The organism is Nonomuraea ceibae, from assembly GCF_019396325.1.
Classification (GTDB): domain Bacteria; phylum Actinomycetota; class Actinomycetes; order Streptosporangiales; family Streptosporangiaceae; genus Nonomuraea; species Nonomuraea ceibae.
Genome location: NZ_JAHKRO010000060.1, coordinates 26,938 through 43,361 on the forward strand (window position 1 = coordinate 26,938; position 16,424 = coordinate 43,361).

The window sequence follows — 16,424 nt, forward strand, 5'->3', positions numbered from 1 at the left end:
CGCATGCGCTACTGGCTCGCCGGTCTGCTGCTCCTGGCGACGGGCTGCGCGGCGGCGCCCGCCCCGCAACCCCAAGCCGCCGGCAAGCACGTCACCATCGAGAACTGCGGACGCACCCTCACCTTCGACAAACCGCCGAGCAAGGTCGTCACCGGCTACCACCCCGCCCTGGAGACGCTGCTCACCCTCGGGCTCCAGGACAAGGTCGCCGCCCGCACCAACTTCACCGAGCTCGGCCCCGACGGCTTCCTGCCCGGCCAGAAGCAGCACTACGACGCCATCCCCGAGATCTCCAGCACGATCATGCTGCCGCAGAAGGAGATCATGCTGTCGCAGGGCGCCGACTTCGTCCTCGACAACAGCATGGCCAGCTTCGACGCCGCCGGCGGCTACGCCACCGTCGAGGAGCTCGACGCCGCCGGCGCGCCCGTCTACATCATGGGCGGCTGGTGCAGCCCGCAGGAGCAGCTCGAGTTCACCGTCGAGGACACGCTCACCGACCTGCGCAACCTCGGCAAGATCTTCGGCGTCGAGGAGCGGGCCGAAGCCGTCGTCGCCGACCTCCAGGCCCGGCTCGACGACGTCCGCGACCGGGTCAAGGACCTGCCGCCCAAGCGCGTGCTCGCCACCGACGGCGGCGAGGGCCCGGTCAACGCCTTCGGCGGCGCCGGCATCATGAACCAGCTCATCACCCTGGCCGGCGGCGTCAACGTCCTCGCCGACGTCAAGGCCGACTACACCGAGGTCAGCGTCGAGAAGGTCGCCACCTCCGACCCCGAGGCGCTGCTCGTCCTCGACTACGCCAACCTGCGCGGCGAGAACATGCCCGCCGCCAAGGCCAAGGCCGACCTCGCGTACGGCATGACCAAGGGCAGCCCGCTCGCCGCGAAGAAGGAGTTCCTGCCCGTCCCCGCCGCCGCCGCGCACCCCGGCTACCGCAACGTCCTGGCCGTCTTCGACATCGCCCGGCACCTGCACCCCGAGGCGTTCAAGGAGTGAGCACCGAGGCGTTGACCGCCGTCCCGCCCACCGGGCGGCGGCGTACCGGATTCTCCCTGCTCGTCCTCGGCCTCGTCGCCGCCATCGTGGTGGCCACACTGCTGTCGGTCGGCATCGGCGCCGTCCCCGTCGGCGTGGCCGAATGCTGGGGAATCATCGTGAACCGGCTGATCCCCGGCACCGTCGAGCAGACGTGGACCGCCGCCCAGGAACAGATCGTCTGGACCTACCGGCTCCCGCGCGCCCTCCTCGCCCTGCTCGTCGGCGCCGGGCTCGCCGTCGTCGGCGCCGTCCTCCAGGCCGTCGTGCGCAACCCGCTCGCCGACCCGTTCCTGCTCGGCGTCTCCTCCGGCGCCTCCTTCGGCGCCGTCGTCGTGCTCATCGCCGGGCCCACCGTGCTCGGCGGCCTCTCACTGCCGACCGCCGCCTTCCTCGGCGCGCTGCTCGCCCTCGCCCTCGTGTACGCGCTGGCCCAGCGCAGCGGCCGCCTCACCCCCGCCCGGCTCGTGCTGGCCGGAGTCGCGCTCGCCTACCTGTTCCAGGCGCTCTACAGCTTCGTCCTCCAGCAGGCCCAGAGCGGACGCGCCGCCCAGCAGGTGCTCTTCTGGCTCATGGGCAGCCTCGGCGGCGCCCGCTGGGAGAACCTGCCCCTCCCCGCCGCCGTCATGATCATCGGCCTCGGCCTGCTCCTCGTGCAGCACCGCGGCCTCAACGCGCTCACCGCCGGCGAAGAGACCGCCCTCTCCCTCGGCATCCCCGTACACCTCTTCAGAGCCCAGCTCTTCGTCATCACCTCACTGCTCGTCGGCGTCATGGTCGCCGCCACCGGCGCCATCGCGTTCGTCGGCCTCATCGTGCCGCACGTCGCCCGCATGCTCGTCGGCGCCGACCACCGGCGCATGCTCCCGGTCACCGCCCTGCTCGGCGCCGTCTTCCTCCAGCTCGTCGACCTCGCCGCCCGCACCATCAGCGCACCCCAGGAACTCGCCCTCAGCATCGTCACCGCCGTACTCGGCGTGCCGTTCTTCCTCTGGCTGCTGCGGAGGCGCGCATGAAACTCACCGTCTCCGGCGTCCGCGTCGCCCTCGACGGCCGCCCCATCGTCCAAGGCGCCGACCTCGAAGTAGGCGAACGCGAACTCGTCGGCCTCATCGGCCCCAACGGCTGCGGCAAATCCACCCTCCTGCGATCCGTCTACCGCGCCCTGCGCCCCACCGCCGGCCTCATCGCCGTCGACGGCGACGAACTCACCCGCCTCCCCTCCCGCGAAGCCGCCCGCCGCGTCGCCGTCGTCCCCCAGGAAACCCCCGACGACCTCGACTTCACCGTCTCCGAAGTCGTCCACATGGGCCGAACCCCACACAAACGCGCCCTCGACCGCACCACCCGCGACGACGACCGCATCTGCGCCGACGCCCTCGCCCGCACCGGCATGGCCCACGCCGCCGACCGGCGCTACGCCGTCCTGTCCGGCGGCGAGAAACAGCGCGTTCTCATCGCCCGCGCCCTCGCCCAGCGCAGCGGGCTGCTCCTCCTCGACGAGCCCACCTCACACCTCGACATCCGGCACCAGCTCGAAGTCCTCCACCTCGTACGCGAACTCGACGTCAGCACCCTGGCCGTGCTCCACGACCTCAACCAGGCGGCGGCGTACTGCGACCGGCTGTACGTGATGTCGGCCGGCCGCATCGTCGCCGGCGGGCCGCCGGGCGAGGTGCTCACGGCGGAGCTCATCGAGGAGGTGTTCGGGGTGCGCGCAGCGCCGGTGCGCATGAACGGCTCCCTCGGCTTCGTCTTCGACCGCCTCCCCTGACGGCGCGGCCCTCACCGGGGGGCGCTTCGGGCGGGACAGCGCGGCCCTCACCGGGCCGGGAACAGCGCGGCCCTCACCGGGGGGCGCTTCGCGCCCGACGGGTTCGGGCTGTGTCCAGTGGAGGAGCCGAGCTCCCCCACACCCCCTTGGCAAGGGGCCTCCGGCCCCCTGCACCCCCGAGCGCCGCGCGACCGCCGCATGGCCAACCACCTGGGCGGAGAGCCGCTGGCACCGCGCATCGCGGCCTTGAAGCCGCACCTCTACCGTGGCCCCAGCCGGGCCTCGGTGTGGGCCGACACGGCGGCGACCAGGGGCGTCGTCGAGCCCAGACGCACCGACTGCGTCACGGCGAGCCGGGAGGTCCACAGAGCTGCCCGATCGTTCGGAAGCGGCGGCCGGTCCGACTCCCGGCGGCCCTGACCAGCGGAGAAGGGTAGGCGCGCGGTCCGGATGGACTGGCCGCCCCCAGGGCTGGCCGCCCCCCAAGGCTGGGCGCCCCCCAGGGTGGCCGCCCCGAGGGGTCGGTCGATCGGGAGGCCGGTACCGGCTCAGGCTGGGGCGGGGGCGGGGAGGGGGATGGATGCGAGCCGGGGCGGGTTGGCCACGATGGTGATGGCGGTGATGCGGTCGTCGGTGACCGCGAAGGAGATGATCGAGAGCGGCGTCCCGTCCTCGCGCCACGAGACGTACCCGGGGAGGCCGTTGACGAGGACCGCCCGGTGGCGGGCGACGGCGCCGGAGAACATCCGGGCGCCGGAGGCGACGGCGGTGGCGCCGAGGGTGACGACCTCGCCGCCGGGGGTGTCGACCGTCAGCTTCACGTCCGGGTCGAGCACGCGCAGCAGCGCCTCGAAGTCGCCGTCCGTGACGGCCTCGCGGAAGGCCTTGATGACCCGCCGCTGCTCGCGCCGGGCGATCATCGGGCGTTCGGCGGCCCGTACCTTCCTGCGGGCGCGGCTGGCGATCATCTTGGTGGCGTCGGCCGACTTGCCCAGGATCTGACCGATCTCGGCGAACGGCACCGCGAACAGGTCGTGCAGCACGAACGTCAACCGTTCGCTGGGCCCGAGCACGTCCAGGACGACGAGCAGCGCGAGCCCCACCGAGTCGGCGACCGACACGGTCTCGCCGGGCTCGTCGCCGTCGTCGACGGTGATCACGAGCTCGGACAGCCCGTCCCCGTAGGTCGCCTCGGGGCGGGTTCGGCGGGACCGCAGGACGTCCAGGCTGATCCGGCCGACCACGGTGGTGAGCCAGCCGGGCAGGTTCGCGATGGCCGTCGTGTCCTGGCGGGCCAGCCGCATCCACGCCTCCTGGACCACGTCCTCGGCGTCGGCGTGCGAGCCGAGCACGCGGTACGCGACCGCGCCCAGCCGGTCGCGCTCGGCCTCGAAGGCCGCGGCCAGCAGGTCCGGCCGGCTGGTGTCAGTCATCCTGTGGCGTTCCTCGGGTCGGCTTGCTGGTGGGTCATGGGCGGCGCTGCTGGCGGAGGGAGATCCGGTTGCCGTCCGGGTCCACCGCCTCGATGCGCACGCCGAACGGATAATCCTCCGGCTCGGGCTGGTCGAATGTCACGCCCCGCCGGCGGAACACCTCGAAATCCTTCCTCAGGTCGTCCGACTCGAGGATGAGCAGGCCCGCCTCGGCGTCCGGCTGCTTCTCGACCGGCTGCCCGGCGTGCGGCCAGAGGAGGAGCTGCACCGGGCTGTCGGCCACGGCCACGGTGAGGAAGCGCCCTTCCGGCCCCGGGAAGTCGATGCGCTTCTCCAGACCGAGCCCTTCGGTGTAGAACTTCAGCGCCCGGTCCTGGTCGGTGACGGGGATCGTCACGTACATGATGTTCGTCAGCATTCCGGTGTCCCATCTCGTCGTCGGCCCGCGTCCGCGGCCGTTGCCCGTATGACGGGGAGGGGCGCCGGAAGGTAACAAGGCGCGGACGGGTCAGTAGGTGATCGCGAAGGAGCCGACCAGTTCCGCGAGGTTGCACGAAGGGCTCCGCTTGGACGGCGGGCAGTCGTCACCGTGGCGTGGCGGCTCGCATGCGCAGCCGCAGTGAGAGATCAGCCTGTCGGCGTGTCGGCACGCGATCGGGTAGAGCCCCCGCAGGGCTTCCCATCGTTGTGGGGTGAGGCGTTTGTTCTTGCTCAGCCCCCGGAAGGCCTCGGACTGGCGCCCCAGCTTCAGCTTGATCGTCTCAGGGTCCAGGGTCGCGGTGACGGCCTGGAAGTGCAGCAGCCACCAGAGCTCCAGGCAGGGGTGCGAGAAGACGATGCGGACCCCGTGCCGGGCGGCTTGCTGGAAGAGCCGATCGACACGGTGATCCCCGTCGAAGTCGAACACGCACCACACTCGCGGGCCGGTGTCGGGGTCGCGGAGCTGGTCCTTCTACGGTCTCACCTTCGACGAAGAAGTAGACGGGAACTCGGGAGCGGAAGCGTCCGCCGCCACTGCGCAGGGGGTCCCGGGGGTGGGGCGTGGCATCAGCTTCCGCCCTCGCCTGCTCTTCGCAGCCCGATCCGCCAGGCGAGGTCACCGGGGATGATCGACGGTCTGCCGCCGTAACGGCCCTCGTGGTAGCCGCGGTGAAGGTTCTCGTCCGGGCGCGGCTTCGCCGAGGCCAGGGGGTAGAGCTCAGTCGCCGCCTCGTCCGTCTTCTCGGTGAACCAGACCTGGGTGCGGTCCAGCGGGCGTCCGCCCGGGAGGTTGCCGAACAGCGTGGTGTCGTGCGAGGTGAAGACGAGCTGGGCGTCGGCGGGGTTGGCCTGGGGGTCGTTGAAGAGCCGGATCAGCTCGGCCGAGATGGCCGGATGCAGGCTGGCGTCGAGTTCGTCCACCAGGAGCACGGAGCCACGGCTCAGGCTGAGCAGGACCGGTCCCAGCATCGAGAACCAGGTGCGGGTACCGAGCGATTCGTCGGCGAAGTCCAGCGTCACCCGGTCGGCCCCGGCGCGGTGGACGAATCGGATCTCCGGCGGGTCCGGGTCTCTCGCGATGACGTCGATCCCCTCGATGCCGAGTTCGGCATGCCGGAGCATTTCCTCGACCCAGGGTTTGAGCGGCCCGAGCAACTGCCGTCTCGTGTCGTTCTCCAGGACGGTGCGGTTTCTCTCCGGGGTCAGCAGCGAGAAGTCGTCGGCGAACCACCGTTGCAGGGCGGTGAGCTGCCGCTGGTTGTTGGCGGCGGCGGTGGAGAGAAAGAGGGCGTTGGGCCTGGTGAGTTTCGCCAGCGTGGACTTCGGCCCTTTGAGGTGGTCTCCGGGGAACTCGAAGGGCACGCGGGCCGAAGCGTCCCGGGTGAACCACACCTGACGGGTGTGCCGCCTGCCGCTCGGATACGCGTACAGCCACTCGTGCTCGACCTGACTGTCGCTCAGCGTGAACCCGTACGTGTAGTGCACGGGAGGGGTGCCGAGGGCCACGTCGACCTCGAAGAACGACGGCTCGGCGGCACAGGACGAATCGAGCGCGAAGGGCTTGCGCGGCACGCCTTCGCCCTTCGCCCATTCGGCGTGCGAATCGAGCACGGCGTCGCGCATGAGCTCCATCGCGCGCAGCACGTTCGACTTGCCTGAGGCGTTGGCGCCGTACACGCCTATGACCGGCTGGGCGCGTACGGGCTTGCCGTCGATCGTCAGGCCGGTGTCACGCGCGGCGGGAGCGCCGGGGTGGGCCGCCACGAACGACAGGACTTGCTCATCGCGCAGGGACAGGACGTTCGCGACACGGAACCTGAGCAGCATCCGCCCTCCTCGAAGCTGAGGCTACCCTGCGTAAGAGGCTACCAAGCGGATTTCGTACGAGAACGGCGCTTGGAGGCGGCGAAGTGGGACGTATAGAGGTCTTCGGCTCCCACCAGGACGATGCCCGGATCGGAGGCGGCGCGGGCCCGGAGTTCGGCGGTGAAGCCCGTGGCGCTGTAGAGCAGGAGGCGGGCGGTCGCGGCGCCGGGCCGGTTCTGGGCGGTGAGCAGTGCGCGAATGCGGGTGAGCCGGTCAAGGTGGCCGAGGCCCATGACGTCGCCCCATTTGACCTCGCCGATGCCGAGCAGGGGTTGCCGGTCGTCCTCGTCGAGGCCGTGGGCGACGACGTCGGGTTCGTGGCTGGTGCGGGCGGAGGGGTCGTTGACGGTGCCGGATCCGACCCGGTGCGGGAAGTCGCCCAGCAGGCTCTCGGGCGCGTAGTGGCGTGTCCAGTGGCGGCACAGGTGCTCGAAGTGCGGGCCGAGCACGTTCGCGGTGAAGCGCCGTTGCGAGCGCTGCCACAGGCGGGAGGCGTCCCTGGTGTGTTCCAGGTCGGACCAGATCGGGCGCATCACGGCGTGGTGGAAGGTGATCAGAGGCTCGGCGATGCGGATGCTCGAGCGGTTGTCCTTGAAGACGTCGGGTTCGCGGCTGACCAGGCCGCAGTCCTCCAGCACGGTGAGCGGGTGGGCGAGGTCGCCGGACTTGCGGCCCATGAACGAGGCGATGCCGCCGCGGGTGGTGTTGCCTGCCGCGATCGCGGCGAGGACGGAGTGGTAGAGCGCCGTGTGATAAGTGCAATTATCATAACTGTACTCATGCCGAAGTCCGGGGTCAGGTGGACTTCTGGCCGTCGAGGGATTCGCGGAGGATGTCGGCGTGGCCGGCGTGCTGGGCGGTTTCGGCGATGACGTGCAGGAGGACCAGGCGGACGCTGCGCACGGCGCCCGGCTGGTGCCAGGGGGCTTCGGGCAGCGGGTGGGCGGCCGACAGCGAGGGGACGGCGGCGACGATCTCCTCGGTGCGGGCGGCGACCTCCTCGTAGCGGGCCAGGATGCTCGCGAGCGTGTCGCCGGGCAGCATCCGGAAGTCGTTCTGGTGGTCGATCATCCATTGCGGGAACTCGCGGGCGGTGCCGGCGGCGATGTCGGCCCAGGTGACGCCGTCGGGCAGGTCGTAGCTCATGGCCGACGGGCCGTCGGTAGCGAAGCGCAGCCACTGCTCCTCCATGGCGGCGACGTGCTTGATCACGCCGCCGAGGCACAGGGCGCTGACCGTGGGGCGTTCGGCGAGCTGCTCGTCGGTGAGGCCGCGGACGGTGGCGGTCAGGGCGGAGCGGACGGCGGCGAGCTCGGCGAGAAGGTCGGCGCGCTCGGCGTCAAGAGTGGGGGTCGCGGGAGTGGGCATGGTGGTGGACCGGCCTTTCGGTGGGTGGTTCTCGGTACGGGGTCAACAGTCGCAGCAGTACAGGCCAGGGTGTGGCCGCTATTTGCGGCACCATGGAGAACATGCCGAAGACTTCAGCGCGACTGCTGGCGTTGCTCTCGCTGCTGCAGGCGCGCCGCGACTGGCCGGGGGCGCTGCTGGCCGAGCGGCTGGACATCAGCCCGCGGACCGTACGGCGGGACGTCGATCGGTTGCGGGAGCTCGGCTATCCGATTCTCGCGATCAAGGGGCCGGACGGCGGTTACCGGCTCGACGCGGGGAGCGAGCTGCCGCCGCTGCTGTTCGACGACGAGCAGGCCGTGGCGCTGGCGATCGCGCTTCAGGGGGCCGCCAGGTCGGGGGCGGGGATCGAGGAGGCGGCGGCGCGGGCGCTGCACACGGTCCGGCAGGTGATGCCCGCTCGGTTGCGGCACCGGATCGACACGTTCCAGGTCACGGCCGCCGACGCGGTCCGGCCGGAGACGCGGGTGGACAGCGGGGTGCTCATGACGCTCAGCGCGGCCGTGCACGCCCGCGAGGTGCTGCGGTTCGACTACAGGAGGCGGACCGGCGAGCGCGATCCCGGGCCGGCGCGGCGCGTGGAGCCGCATCATCTCGTCACCTGGGGCGGGCGCTGGTATCTCGTCGCCTGGGATCTCGACCGGGGCGACTGGCGTACGTTCCGGGCGGATCGGATCACGCCGCGCGTCCCGGCGGCGGGGCCCCGGTTCACGCCGCGCACGCTGCCCGGGGGTGACGCGGCGGCGTTCGTGGCGGGCAGGTTCCGAGGGGCAGGCGGGGCGGGTGACTGGCCCTGCCGGGGCGAGGTGATCCTCGGCCTGCCGGCCGCCGAGGTGTCGCGGTTCGCCGGTGAAGCGCTCGTCGAGGAGCTCGGGCCGGATCGCTGCCGGGTCGTGCTGGGTTCGTGGTCGTGGCCGGGGCTGGCGGCGGCGCTCGGCAGGTTCGACGCCGACATCGAGGTGGTGGGGCCTCCCGAGCTCAGGGACGCGTTCGCCCGGCTGGCCCGCCGCTACGCCGCCGCCGCGACCGGCCCGGGAGCGGGCCCGGGAGTGGGCCCGGAGGTCAGTGGCCCGCCGACTCCAGAGGGGCCGAGGCGGGGGACTCGCGCAGGCGCCGGACCTTGAGGGCGCCGCCCCACCGGGAGATCGCCTCGTCGTCGGCGAACGCCATCGCCCGCATCATGTTGCCCCCGTCCGTGGCCTCGACGGCGCGGCGCAGGCGGGCGCGGAGCGGATCGGGCAGGCGGGACGTGCCGGCCTCGACGGTGTCGCCGTAGTGCGGGGCGTAGCCGACCCCGGCGAACCCGGTGCGCCTCAGCAGCGTGGGCAGCGTGTCGGACGAGTAGAACATCAGGTGGTTCTTGGTGAACCCGCTCCACGCCGACCCGTACGCCTTCAGGAGCAGGGAGCGGGCGTTGACGGTGAGGATGAGCAGCACCCCGCCGGGAGCGAGCAGGCTGCGGAAGCGGGTGAAGTCGTCCAGCGGGCGGGGCAGGTGGGCGAGCACCGACCAGAGGGTGATGACGTCGAAGCCGCCCTCGGCGATCTCGGGCACGTCCTCGGGCGCGCCGTAGAACGCGCGGGCCTTGGTGAGGCGTTCGTTGGCCTGGGCGACGGAGTCGGGTGAGAGGTCCACGCCGTAGGCGTCGAAGCCGCGCTGTTCGGCGAGCTCCAGGAAGAGGCCGGCGCCGCAGCCGAAGTCGAGCAGCCGCCTGCCCTCGCCCGCGTCCAGGATGGGGGAGAACGCCTGCATGGTGAGGGTGTAGCGGCGCTGCCGGTTGGCGGCGTACTTGCCGGTCAGGAACTTGCTGTAGCCGGTGGCGTACAGGTCGCCGAGGCGTTCGGGGCGGATGTTCGGATTGCGGTAGAGGAAGCCGCAGGAGGGGCAGCGGACGACGCGGTAGCGCCACTTCTCGCCGGTGGGCCGGAAGAGCGGCTGCTGGCGTTCGTCGCCGCACATCATGCAGGCGAGGAACTCCTCGATCTCGCCCAGCGGCAGGTCGGCCTGGTAGTCCTCCAGCGGCAGGACGGGCGCCCGGCGCAGTCGCCAGCGCCACTGCGCCTCGCGGACGAGGCGTTCGCCGGGCCGGACGTAGACGCGCTGTCCCCAGGGGACGCGGTCGTAGCGGGTGCCGTACGCCAGCCGGCCGAGAACTCGCCGTGCAGAGACCATCACATACCCCTAAGCAGCCGAATGCCGCAGGTATTGCCTCGCCTCCTTCCGACTATTCCATCGCAATCCCCAAATGAACACCGAGAACGACCACCGCGCGGGCCGGAATGGGTGGCGGATTCATGACAAGTCCGGTTCCAGCCACGCCGATCTCATGGACACCAGCAGATCGCGCCCCATAGGAATTCGGTAGTTGGGCTTACCACATGCGTTGGAGGACGGTCGAATGTCTGGTTTGGGGCGATGGCGCCGAGGGGCGGTGGTGGGCGTCTCGGCGGTTCTGGCCGTGTCGGCGCTCAGCGTGCCGGGCGCGGGAGCCGAGAGTGTCCCGGCGGCCACCGCGTTAGGCGCCGCCGACGAGATCACCTTGATCACCGGTGACCGGGTGCGGGTGCGGGCGGTCGACGGCGGCCACCGGACGGTGGCGGTCACCCCGGCGCCGCGCGCGGACGGGCACGTCCCGGCGTTCCGGACGCTGGAGTCGGACGGCGAGCTGACCGTGATCCCGGACGACGTGGCGGCCCTGGTGCCGGACCGGCTGGACCCGGCGCTGTTCAACGTCACCGACCTGGCCAGGGACGGTTACGGGGCGTCGATCCCGCTGATCCTCACCTACCGCGACAACGTGCCGAAGGCGGCGCTCCCGGCCGTCAAGCAGGCCCGCACGCTGGAGAGCATCGGCGGCGCCGGCGTGGAGCTGGCCGCCTCGGAGGCGGCCGGGCTCGGCGCCGAGCTGGTCAAGCTCGCCGGAGCCGGTCCCGCGGCCCGCGCGGCGGGCCCGCTCGGGGCGGTGGAGAAGATCTGGCTCGACCGCAAGGTGGAGCCGTCGCTGGAGCACAGCGTGCCGCAGATCGCCGCGCCCGAGGCGTGGGCGGCGGGCTTCGACGGCACGGGCACGACCGTCGCCGTGCTCGACACCGGCGTGGACGACCGACACCCCGACCTGGCCGGCAAGGTCGCCGACCGGCGCGACTTCACCGGCGAGAACGCCACCGGCGACCCGCACGGCCACGGCACCCACGTGGCGAGCACGATCGCGGGCAGCGGCGCGGCCTCCGAGGGCCGGGGCAAGGGCGTGGCGCCGGGCGCGACGGTGGTCGACGGCCGGGTGCTCGACGGCGACGGCAACGGCCAGCTCTCGTGGATCATCGACGGCATGGAGTGGGCGGCGGGCGAGAAGCGCGCCGGCATCGTCAACATGAGCCTCGGCAGCCCGGAGCCGGGCGGCCCGCTCACCGAGGCCGTCGGCGCGCTGACGCGCCAGTACGGCACGCTGTTCGTGGTCGCGGCGGGCAACGACGGCTGTGACGGCTGCGTCGGCACGCCCGGCGACGCCCCCGAGGCGCTGACCGTCGGCGCGGTCGACCGCGAGGACAAGCTCGCCGGCTTCTCCAGCCGGGGCCCGATCGCGGCGACGCTCGCGGTCAAGCCGGACGTGACCGCGCCGGGCGTCGGCATCGTCGCGGCCCGGACCGGCGGCACCGCCCAGGACCGGCCGTACACCCCCATGTCGGGCACCTCGATGGCGACGCCGCACGTGGCAGGGGCGGCGGCGCTGTTGCGGCAGGCCCGGCCCGGCATCACCGGCGCCGAGCTGAAGGCGCTGCTGATGGGCACGGCGAAGCCGGGCCAGGACATCGCGGCCGACGCGCAGGGCAACGGCCGGATCGACGTGGCCGCGGCGATCAAGGGCACGGTCCTGGCCTCGACCGGCTCGGCCGAGTTCGGCAAGGTCAAGCCGGGCGAGACGAAGACCGCCACCGTCGCCTACCGCAACCTCGGGCAGGCGCCCGTGGAGCTGGACCTGGCGGTCAGCGGCCCCTTCGCCGTGGAGCCGGCCAAGCTCACCGTGCCCGCCGCCGGGACGGCGGAGGCCACGGTGACGCTGAAGGGCGACACCCCCGCACTGCTGCGCGAGCACCTCACCGCGACCGCCGCCGGCGGCGCGACCGTGCGCACGCTGCTGGCGGCGAGCGTCGAGCCCAAGCGCGTCGAGCTGCGGGTACGCGGCATCGCCCGCGACGGGCGCGACGGGCGCGGCGGCTTCACCGTGCTCAACCTGGACGAGGGCACGCTCGCCGGGCGCGTGCTGCCCGGCGACCCGGCCCAGCCGTGCACCGAGCAGAAGTACGGCCAGGGCACCTGCCTGCTGGTGACGCCCGGCACGTACTCCGTGCTCGGCCACATCTGGACCATGCCCGCCGGCCAGGACAGCACGTCGGGCGGCAAGCCGCTGCACGAGAGCCTCGTCGGCGACCCCGAGATGGAGATCACCGAGAACACCGAGGTCGTGCTCGACGCCCGCGAGGCCGTCGAGGTCACCATCAAGACCCCCGACCACCGCACCAAGCGCAACGTCGGGGCCGCGGCCCAGCTCATGTGGTATCGCGCCGCGGACAAGGGCACGGCGCTGCGCGGCGGCACCCACATCTCGCCCGGCGGCCAGATCGAGGAGCGGCTGTTCGTGCAGCCGACGAAGAAGGTCACCAAGGGCACGTTCGCCGTGGCCACCCGATGGCGGCTGGAGGCTCCGGCGATCACGCTGAGCGCCCCCGGCCTCGACCTGGAGCCCTTCTACTACGACCCGGTCCACTTCAGCGACTTCTCCACCGAGTACCCGCGCCTCGACGGCACCGCCCTGCTGATGGCGGCCGACGCCGGCCGGGGCGGCGCCGAGGAGATCGCCCGGGCCCGCCTGCGCGGCAAGCTCGCCGTCATCCGCCGCACCCCCGGCGTGCCCGTGTCCACCCAGTCGAACGCCGCCGCCGCGGCCGGGGCCAAGCTCGTCGCCATCTACAGCGACACGCCCGGCTCCGACGTCAGCTCGGGCGGCAACGGCGTCAAGCTCGCCGTCCCGACCGTCCGGCTCAGCCACGAGGAAGGGCTCAAGCTGGTCGAACGGCTCAAGCGGCTGCCCGTCCCGGTGCTGGCCAAGGGCATCGTCGCCAGCCCGTACGCCTACGACCTGTATCTGCGCGAGGTCGGCCGGGTGCCCGGCTCGCTGGACTACGTGGTGCGGGCCAAGTCGCTGGCCAGGGTGGAGACGGACTTCCGCAGCCAGCTCGCCGACGACGTGACGGTCAACGAGGCCCGCTACGTCTTCGAGCCGTGGGACACCTTCGCCATCACCACCAACCGCCCGCTGGCCAAGGCGCCGCGCACCCGCGTCGACTACGTCAGCCCGGGCGCCGACCTGCGCTGGACCACCAGCGCCGGGACGCCGGAGCGGCACTACAACAGCATGTGGCCGCACCCCGACACCCCGTACGTCACGCTGACGCTGCCCGGTTTCGCCACCTTCGAGGCGGGCCAGAAGGTCAGCCGGAGCTGGTTCCGGCATCCGCTGCTGCCGGGCACCAACCCGCGCAACCCGTTGCGCCGCGACGGCGACCGGCTGTCGATCTCGATGCAGGGCTTCGTGGACGCCGACGGCAACTTCGGCGACACGTACACGAGTGACTTCGAGCGCGGCATGAAGACCGACTTCCGCCTCTACCAGGGCGAGACGCTCGTCACGCAGACGAACTACCTGCCGACGGGCACCGTCGACCTGCCCGCCGAGCAGGCGTCCTACCGGATCGAGTACGACGTGCGCAACGAGGCGGAGTGGGCCAGGCTGTCCACCCGGACGAAGGGCGTGTGGACGTTCGGCTCGGCGCACACGGCGGACACGACCGTGATCCCGCTGCTCATGGCGAGCTTCGACGCCCCGGTCGACCTGAAGAACCGGGCCACGTCCACCAAGCTCGGCGTGCGGGTGTTCCACCAGGAAGGGGCCGAGCAGAGCGACGTCAAGGACGTGGCCCTGGAGATCTCCTACGACGACGGCGCCACCTGGAAGCCGGTCAAGCTGAAGAACAAGGGCGACAAGCGGTACGAGGCCAAGGTGGAGCGGCACCGGTCCGGGTTCGTCTCGCTGCGGCTGACCGCGGCCGACGTCCACGGCAACGGCGTCACGCAGGAGGTGATCAGGGCCTACGCGACGCGGTAGGAGCCGCCCGCCTCGGTGGGCACCGTCAGGATCCCGGACCCTGGATACCGGAGCCTGGCGGTGCCGCCGAGGTTCGAGGTCAGGCGGATCTCCGTCGGCCGGCCGCCGGCCCAGGTGACGCCGACGGTGAAGCCGCCACGCGCCCGCAGGCCGTCCACCGACCCGTCCGGCCAGGCGGACGGCAGCGCGGGCAGCACGTCGATGACGCCCGCGTGGCTCTGCAGCAGCATCTCGGCCATCCCGGCGGTGGCGCCGAAGTTGCCGTCGATCTGGAACGGCGGATGCGTGTCCCACAGGTTGGCCAGCGTGCTGTCCTTGAGCTGCCCGGTCAGCATCCGCAGCGCGTGGTCGCCGTCACGCAGCCGCGCCCAGAAGCTGATCTTCCAGGCCTTGCTCCAGCCGGTGCCGCCGTCGCCGCGGGCGCCGAGCGTGACCCGGGCGGCCTCCAGGTGCGCGGGCTCGGTGAGCTGACGTCCCGGGTGCAGCGCGTACAGGTGGGAGACGTGCCGGTGCTCGTCGTCCGGGTCGTCGAGGTCGGCCTTCCACTCCTGGAGCTGGCCCCACGAGCCGACGCGCACGCCCGGGTCGAGCCGGTCCAGCGCCGCCCGCAGCCGTTCACACAGTTCGCCGTCCGCGCCGAGCACGTCCGCCGCCTCCAGCGTGGAGGTGAACAGGTCCCACACGATCTGCTGCGGCATCGCGGCCCCGGCGGTGAAGTCGCCGTGCTCGGGCGAGTAGCTGGGTGAGACGACGAGCAGCCCGTCACGCGGGTCCGTCCGCAGGTTGGCCAGCCAGAACAGGGCCGCCTCGCGCATCGCCGGGTAGGCGCGCTCGCGCAGGAAGTCCACGTCGCCGCCGAACAGGTAGTGCTCGTACAGCTCGCGCACCAGCCAGCCGGCCGCGTCCGGCATCCAGAACGAGGTGGCCCAGTCCTGCACGCCGGTGAAGCCGAACGGGTTGGTGTTCTGGTTCACCACCCAGCCCTCGGTGCCGAACAGCTCCTTCGCCGTCCGCCTGCCGGGCTCGCGCAGCGCCTCGACGAAGGCGTGGTACGGCTCCGCGGTCTCGGCCAGGCCGGTGACCTGGGCGGGCCAGTAGTTCATCTGGAGGTTGATGTTGGTGTGGTAGTCGCAGTCCCACGGCGGCGTGTTGGACTCGTTCCAGACGCCCTGGAGGTTGGCGGGCAGCGAGCCGGGCCGCGACGAGGCGATGAGCAGGTAGCGCCCGTACTGGAAGTAGAGCGCCTGCAACCCCCGGCCCCGCCCGGCGAGCGCCTGGTCCGTGGGCACGTCGGGCAGCGGTTCGCCGAGGTCGAGCCGTACGCGGTCGAACAGCTCCCGGTGGTCGGCGACGTGCGCCCGCCGCAGCTCCTCCCACGGCGGCGCGCCGTCCACGGCCGCCGTCACCCGCGCGTGCGGGTCCGGCCCCCGGTAGTGCGGGTACGCGGGCGCGTAGTCGGTGCCGGCCGAGAACACGAACGTCGCGCCGTCGGCCCCGCTGACCGTCACGCACCCGTCCCCGTCGGCACGGGCGCCGCCGTCGGCGAGGACCTGGACCTGGCCCTCGTAACGCAGCCCGTTGCCCGGGAGCGCGCCCCGCATGACCAGCCGCCCGTCGCGTGTCGTGACCCGCTCGCAGCCGGGGTGCGCGCCGGCGAAGCGCAGCGTGAAGCTCACGCGGCCCGGCCGGTCGGCGGTGATCCGCCCGGCGATCACCCCGGCCGGATGGCTGGCCAGGTACTCGCGCGTGAACGTGACCCCGGCGGCGTCCCGGTAGGTCACGGTGGCGACGGCGTCGCCGAGGTCGAGCGCGCGCCGGTAGCCGGCCGGCTCGGCGGGCGCGCCCGGCACGTCGAGCAGCAGCTCGCCGAAGGTCTGGTACGCGCCGAACGCGGTGGGCGGCGCGCCGAGCTCGGCCGCGACCTCCTCGGGCGGCAGGCTGCCGCGCTCGTCGATGCCCCGCTGGATCCGCTCGACGGCGCCGGGCCGGGGGTGCGGCCAGTTGCCCGACAGGTAGCCGTCCTCGCCGGGGCCGCCGGTCCACAGCGTCTTCTCGTTGAGCCGCAACCGCTCGGTCGCCACGGTGCCGTGGACGGTCGCGCCGAGCGCGCCGTTGCCGATGGGCAGCGCCTCGCTCTCCCAGTTCGCGGCAGGTCGGTCGTACCAGAGGATCACCGCCCAAGCCTAGTCATTCTGCGTGAACCGCCCACTCTTGTCGGTGGCCTCCGCTACATTTCCGGTTCGTTGATCAAGAGCCCTGGAGG

At 72.3% G+C, this 16,424-nt stretch carries 12 protein-coding genes and 1 pseudogene; 5 read left to right on the forward strand and 8 right to left on the reverse strand.

The window, feature by feature from the left end; all coding sequences use genetic code 11:
- Nucleotides 1–3: 3 nt before the first annotated feature.
- From KME80_RS30210 to KME80_RS30220, 3 genes are read left to right on the forward strand one after another with little or no spacing between them, the layout of a single operon-like run.
- A complete protein-coding gene (locus KME80_RS30210; protein WP_219509808.1) occupies nucleotides 4–999 on the forward strand; it encodes an ABC transporter substrate-binding protein in 996 nt (331 codons plus the stop codon).
- Nucleotides 996–2,054 carry a FecCD family ABC transporter permease gene (locus tag KME80_RS30215; RefSeq protein WP_219509809.1) on the forward strand — a complete coding sequence of 353 codons (1,059 nt, stop codon included), beginning with the start codon at nucleotides 996–998 and terminating at the stop codon, nucleotides 2,052–2,054. Before KME80_RS30210 ends, KME80_RS30215 begins: the two co-directional genes overlap by 4 nt.
- Nucleotides 2,051–2,812 (forward strand): ABC transporter ATP-binding protein, encoded by a 762-nt coding sequence (locus KME80_RS30220; protein ID WP_219509810.1) that lies wholly within the window; start codon nucleotides 2,051–2,053, stop codon nucleotides 2,810–2,812. The genes KME80_RS30215 and KME80_RS30220 overlap by 4 nt, the downstream gene beginning before the upstream one ends.
- Before the next feature lie 548 nt (nucleotides 2,813–3,360).
- Here the strand turns inward: KME80_RS30220 and KME80_RS30225 are convergent.
- From KME80_RS30225 to KME80_RS30250, 6 genes and pseudogenes are all read right to left on the reverse strand, one after another.
- On the reverse strand, nucleotides 3,361–4,245 hold the full coding sequence (locus tag KME80_RS30225; protein ID WP_219509811.1) for a sigma-70 family RNA polymerase sigma factor: 885 nt from the start codon (nucleotides 4,243–4,245) through the stop codon (nucleotides 3,361–3,363).
- Between the two features lie 34 nt (nucleotides 4,246–4,279).
- Nucleotides 4,280–4,663 (reverse strand): VOC family protein, encoded by a 384-nt coding sequence (locus KME80_RS30230; RefSeq protein WP_219509813.1) that lies wholly within the window; start codon nucleotides 4,661–4,663, stop codon nucleotides 4,280–4,282.
- Between the two features lie 90 nt (nucleotides 4,664–4,753).
- A pseudogene (locus KME80_RS30235) lies at nucleotides 4,754–5,170 on the reverse strand (RloB family protein); the annotation flags it as partial.
- Between the two features lie 122 nt (nucleotides 5,171–5,292).
- Nucleotides 5,293–6,552, reverse strand: coding sequence for an AAA family ATPase (locus KME80_RS30240; RefSeq protein ID WP_219509815.1), 1,260 nt, complete (start codon nucleotides 6,550–6,552; stop codon nucleotides 5,293–5,295).
- Between the two features lie 38 nt (nucleotides 6,553–6,590).
- Nucleotides 6,591–7,268, reverse strand: coding sequence for a DUF234 domain-containing protein (locus KME80_RS30245; protein WP_219509816.1), 678 nt, complete (start codon nucleotides 7,266–7,268; stop codon nucleotides 6,591–6,593).
- Nucleotides 7,269–7,386: 118 nt separating this feature from the next.
- On the reverse strand, nucleotides 7,387–7,959 hold the full coding sequence (locus KME80_RS30250; protein ID WP_219509817.1) for a DinB family protein: 573 nt from the start codon (nucleotides 7,957–7,959) through the stop codon (nucleotides 7,387–7,389).
- 101 nt (nucleotides 7,960–8,060) lie between these two features.
- Between KME80_RS30250 and KME80_RS30255 the strand changes: the two genes are divergently transcribed.
- Complete coding sequence (locus KME80_RS30255) at nucleotides 8,061–9,122, forward strand: helix-turn-helix transcriptional regulator (protein ID WP_219509818.1); 1,062 nt, start codon at nucleotides 8,061–8,063, stop codon at nucleotides 9,120–9,122.
- On the opposite strand, the gene KME80_RS30260 is transcribed toward KME80_RS30255, so the two are convergent.
- Nucleotides 9,061–10,170: a class I SAM-dependent methyltransferase gene (locus KME80_RS30260; protein WP_219509819.1), complete on the reverse strand. Its 1,110-nt coding sequence runs from the start codon at nucleotides 10,168–10,170 to the stop codon at nucleotides 9,061–9,063. The genes KME80_RS30255 and KME80_RS30260 overlap by 62 nt on opposite strands.
- Nucleotides 10,171–10,396: 226 nt before the next feature.
- Here KME80_RS30260 and KME80_RS30265 point away from each other — a divergent pair, with 226 nt between their 5' ends.
- Nucleotides 10,397–14,161 carry a S8 family peptidase gene (locus KME80_RS30265; protein WP_219509820.1) on the forward strand — a complete coding sequence of 1,255 codons (3,765 nt, stop codon included), beginning with the start codon at nucleotides 10,397–10,399 and terminating at the stop codon, nucleotides 14,159–14,161.
- Here the strand turns inward: KME80_RS30265 and KME80_RS30270 are convergent.
- Nucleotides 14,146–16,335 carry a glycoside hydrolase family 95 protein gene (locus KME80_RS30270; RefSeq protein ID WP_219509821.1) on the reverse strand — a complete coding sequence of 730 codons (2,190 nt, stop codon included), beginning with the start codon at nucleotides 16,333–16,335 and terminating at the stop codon, nucleotides 14,146–14,148. The genes KME80_RS30265 and KME80_RS30270 overlap by 16 nt on opposite strands.
- Nucleotides 16,336–16,424: the final 89 nt, after the last annotated feature.